The following is a 4,305-nucleotide window of genomic DNA, read 5'->3' on the forward strand; positions in this document are numbered from 1 at the left end:
GGCGGACCTGCACAGTTCGCGATTGCCGCGCTGCGCTCGCAATGACATAGATTATATTAAAAAACAACGCTGACAATCAGTGATTTGCGAACACATCATTATAAGTAAAACCTTAATTGCTCCTTTTAAGCGTTGCAGCCAAATGCTTGCCCTGGTAAACAAGGTGCATTTTTATCGAATCGCCATATAGCTTGCCGGTATGGGGGGCATTGCCATTGGGCACGGGTACATTAAAAGAAAAGTCGTCGCCATTGATCATGCCATCGGTAATAATTACCTCACCTGCCGGTGTTAACGCTGTGCCTGTAAGCTTGCCGCTATCTACCTTAAAGTTATAAACCAATTGAAAAATGCTATCGTCGGGCAATTTTACCGCACCACTCCATTTGCCGTTCAGATTGCTCACCGCGGCCAGGCAAACGGCAAATAACAGTACAAATATAGCGGTGGTGGTTATCGTTTTTCTCATCCTGAGCAAATGTGTTAACTGAATACAATTTCGACAGGATAAAGTTTTAATTATTCGCAACCAGGCTACAAAAACTTACCTCCGCGCTTTCTTTTTAAACATCGCAACCTACCTGATTACCAGCCTCATAATAAAGTAAAATAACAGATAATCAACATATTTTTAAAACCAATTGCTGTTTTAACAGTTAAACTATCTATGAAAAAGACAATTTTAAGCTGGAGTTTCATCCTGTTTGCAACTTTAGGTTTTAGCCAGGTACTTAAACCTGTAAAAATAGATAGCCTTGTTACTATTTCTTTACCTGCAAACTTTACAAAAAAAGATACATTAGGGCAGCAGATTTACCAGGGTACAGCCTCTTTGGGATATATATATGTTATTCGTGCCGAAAATGCCGCAAACAATAAGCCCTTAAATAAAGAGAAAGACCTGAAAAAGGTATTTGAAAATTTTGCTGATGGCATCCGCAAGCAATCACGCAATGGCAGCATCATGAACCCACGCGATACAACTATCGGTACACTTGAAGCCAGGGTGTTTACGCTGAGGGTTGATAACAGCGCCTCAACAGGTGAAGCACCGCAATTAAGGCAGTTTATCCTTTTATATACGCAGGAAGCCACTTACACCATAGAGTATTTTTATCCAGAAGCCAGGGCAGACCTTGCCAAGGCCGAGCTAAAAGAGTTTACTGGCTCCATAAAGCTTGCGCCCGATTTGAAACGTAATGATCAGTATATTTCAAATGCAAAAGGTTTGTCAACTCCTTTAAAAATAGCTTTATATGGCGGCGCTCCGCTTATCATCATTATTATAGTGATAGCTATGCGCAGGAAAAAACGACTGGCGGCCGAAGCCTGATTATTTGAAAAGCGTTTGGTATAGGCCTGTTTTCCATTTATCGGTATGGATAAATTGCCGGCTTTCCAGCCAGCTTAGCCAAAATACGGTAACCATTACGCCAATAACCGAACCGGCAATTACATCTTCAAAAAAATGCTGGGTAAGGTACATTCTTGAGTAGCCAACCAATATGGCAATTAATAAGGCTGGGACACCCCAGCCTTTATTTTTGCACCAATAAGTTATTACCACCGCGGCCGAAAAAGCACTTGCTGTATGCCCCGAGGGGAAACTGTTGTAACTGAGGATATAAATATCTTTAACGGTATGTACGTGGCTCCACTGATCACTAAAGTAAATTTTTGGCCTCGGGGCATCAACCATGTACTTTAATACCTGGGCCACGAGGGATGTTACAAGGTAGCTTGATATCAATAAAAGGAATTTGCGATAGCTGAATAAAAGCAAAATTAATGATAGCGAGATAACCGTAAGGCCATCGCCTATATCGGTCATATAGGGTTCAATATAGTCGGCCCAGGGGCTGTTCCATCCGTTAACCGCAAAATATATTTCGGGGCGTGTATAAAATATTTTGATAACCAAACAGGTGCACAAAAGCAGCAGGTAGAGTATAAAAAATGGCTTAATCCTGTGTAAAACATCATTTATCCCTATCTTCATGGTGCAAAATAAGCATATACTTATTCAATGCAAAAAAATGATTATGTTTGGGAAGGGTTCACTATTATTAATTTAATTAAATGTCGAAAAGCATATTTCGTAAAAAGTCAGTTGCCAAAATATTACATGATGTTGAATGCGGTTTCAGCGACAGCGAACACCCCGGTACCGCGGCTTCCCAGCTCAAAAAAGAACTTAACGTTAAAGACCTGACCCTCATGGGCATAGCCGCCGTAGTTGGCGCAGGCATTTTCAGTACTATCGGCGAGGCATCTTTTCATGGTGGTCCGGCTGTTTCCCTTTTATTTATTGTAACTGCTATTACCTGTGGTTTTTCGGCACTATGCTATGCCGAATTTGCATCCCGGATCCCTGTTGCCGGCAGCGCCTATACCTATGCCTACGCTTCATTTGGCGAACTGATAGCCTGGATAATCGGCTGGGATCTGCTCATGGAATATGCTATTGGTAACATTGCTGTTGCCATATCCTGGAGCGAGTATTTTGTAAACCTGCTGGAGGGCTTTAACATTCATCTACCCAAATACCTTGCTATGGATTATGTTTCGGCCTTAAGAGGGCACGAAGCGGTGTCGGCTGCAGGAGCTAATTYAGCCATTATTGGCGATAGGGTAAAAAGTGYCGCCATGGCCTGGGACAACGCGCCGGGTATTGGCGGTTTTAAACTTATTGCCAACCTGCCGGCTTTAGGTATAGTATTTATTATCACTTACCTGGTTTACATCGGCATCCGCGAAACAAAGAAGGCAACAAATGCTATGGTGGTATTAAAGGTACTGATAGTTATAGCGGTTATAGTGGTAGGCTTTTTTTACGTTACACCAGCTAACTGGCATCCATTTATGCCAAACGGTTTTGGCGGCGTGATGAAAGGAGTATCAGGTGTATTTTTCGCCTATATCGGTTTTGACGCAATTTCGACTACGGCCGAGGAATGCGAACAACCACAGCGCGACCTGCCCCGGGGCATGATCTATTCGCTTATTATATGTACTGTTTTATATATCCTTATAGCGCTTGTACTTACCGGTATGGTAAGCTATAAAGAACTACAGGTTGGTGATCCGCTTGCTTTTGTTTTTGCCAAAGTGGGCTTACATAAGGTAAGCTACATCATATCAATAAGCGCGGTAATTGCTACCGCAAGCGTTTTATTGATATTCCAGTTAGGCCAGCCGCGTATCTGGATGAGCATGAGCCGCGATGGGTTATTGCCTAAAGCATTCTCCCGTATTCACCCCAAATTTCATACGCCGGCATTTGCAACTGTTGTTACCGGCTTTGTGGTAGCCGTGCCCGCCCTGTTTATGAACCTTACCGAGGTTACCGATTTAACCAGTATAGGTACCCTGTTTGCATTTGTATTAGTTTGCGGAGGGGTGCTGTTACTGCCCCGTGAAGCTGCGGTTAAAGGCAAGTTCCATTTGCCTTATGTTAACGGAAAGTTTATTGTTCCGCTGATAACTATTATCATCCTGGGTTCGCTTTTTTATTTAAAGCCTGCCCCCCAGGTTGAAATGATGCAGTTTAAAAAACTAAAGGAAAAACCTGCAATAATAGAAAGCCTGGATGCTGCTGATAATACAGCCTTGTTTACTACCTGCAGCATGCTTTATGGCAAGCAAAACGTTAGTGGCACGGTTGCCCAAACAAAGTATTTTAAAGATCTTGAGGATGATAACTTTAACACAGCGCTGAGGATCACCCCTATCAGTGATRCTAAAAAGTATCACTTAGGATTAGACGGTTTTTTATATAATTTCCCTAATTACCTGTTCTTTATCCTCATCATTATAATAAGTATATATAGCTTCCTTAAAAACTTCTCACTGATACCGGTTTTGGGCCTTATGAGCTGTTTTTACCTGATGACCGAACTTGGTTATACCAACTGGCTACGCTTCCTGATATGGCTGGTAATAGGCTTGGTTATCTACTTCTCCTACAGCTACAAAAACAGTATATTGGGCAGGGAGGCTAAAACCACTTAACACCTATGTGGACCTGCCCCATCTGCAACCGGGAATTTACAAACACCAACCAGGTACACTCCTGCCGGGAGCGTAACCTGGGCGATTTTCTACAGGGTAAATCAGACCATACAATAGCGCTGTTTGATCACCTGGTGAATGAATACCTGCAAATGGCCCCCATTAAGGTTTATCCCACCAAAAGCATGATCGCTTTAGGCTTGCGTACCAATTTTGCCTATGTAACCCAGTTAGGCAAAAATTTTATTGACGTAGTATTTCCTTTTAACCAGATCTACGCTGATAACCTTTGCT

4 protein-coding genes and 1 pseudogene are annotated in these 4,305 nt (G+C 42.5%); 3 read left to right on the forward strand and 2 right to left on the reverse strand.

Annotation, left to right across the window (positions count from 1 at the left end):
* Positions 1-112 precede the first annotated feature (112 nt).
* Positions 113-469, reverse strand: coding sequence for a hypothetical protein (locus AC1DPZ_RS22910; protein WP_477407813.1), 357 nt, complete (start codon positions 467-469; stop codon positions 113-115).
* A 198-nt stretch (positions 470-667) separates the two neighbouring features.
* On the opposite strand from AC1DPZ_RS22910, the gene AC1DPZ_RS22915 reads away from it, so the two are divergent.
* Complete coding sequence (locus AC1DPZ_RS22915) at positions 668-1,333, forward strand: hypothetical protein (RefSeq protein WP_477407815.1); 666 nt, start codon at positions 668-670, stop codon at positions 1,331-1,333.
* Here AC1DPZ_RS22915 and AC1DPZ_RS22920 read toward each other — a convergent pair whose 3' ends face one another.
* Entirely contained in the window at positions 1,334-1,999 is a 666-nt protein-coding gene (locus AC1DPZ_RS22920) for a phosphatase PAP2 family protein (RefSeq protein WP_477407817.1), read from the reverse strand.
* An 80-nt stretch (positions 2,000-2,079) separates the two neighbouring features.
* On the opposite strand from AC1DPZ_RS22920, the gene AC1DPZ_RS22925 reads away from it, so the two are divergent.
* Entirely contained in the window at positions 2,080-4,011 is a 1,932-nt protein-coding gene (locus AC1DPZ_RS22925; RefSeq protein WP_477407819.1) for an amino acid permease, read from the forward strand.
* Between the two features lie 5 nt (positions 4,012-4,016).
* A pseudogene (locus AC1DPZ_RS22930) lies at positions 4,017-4,305 on the forward strand (hypothetical protein); the annotation flags it as partial.

It is taken from the genome of Mucilaginibacter sp. P4_G9 (genome assembly GCF_056400985.1).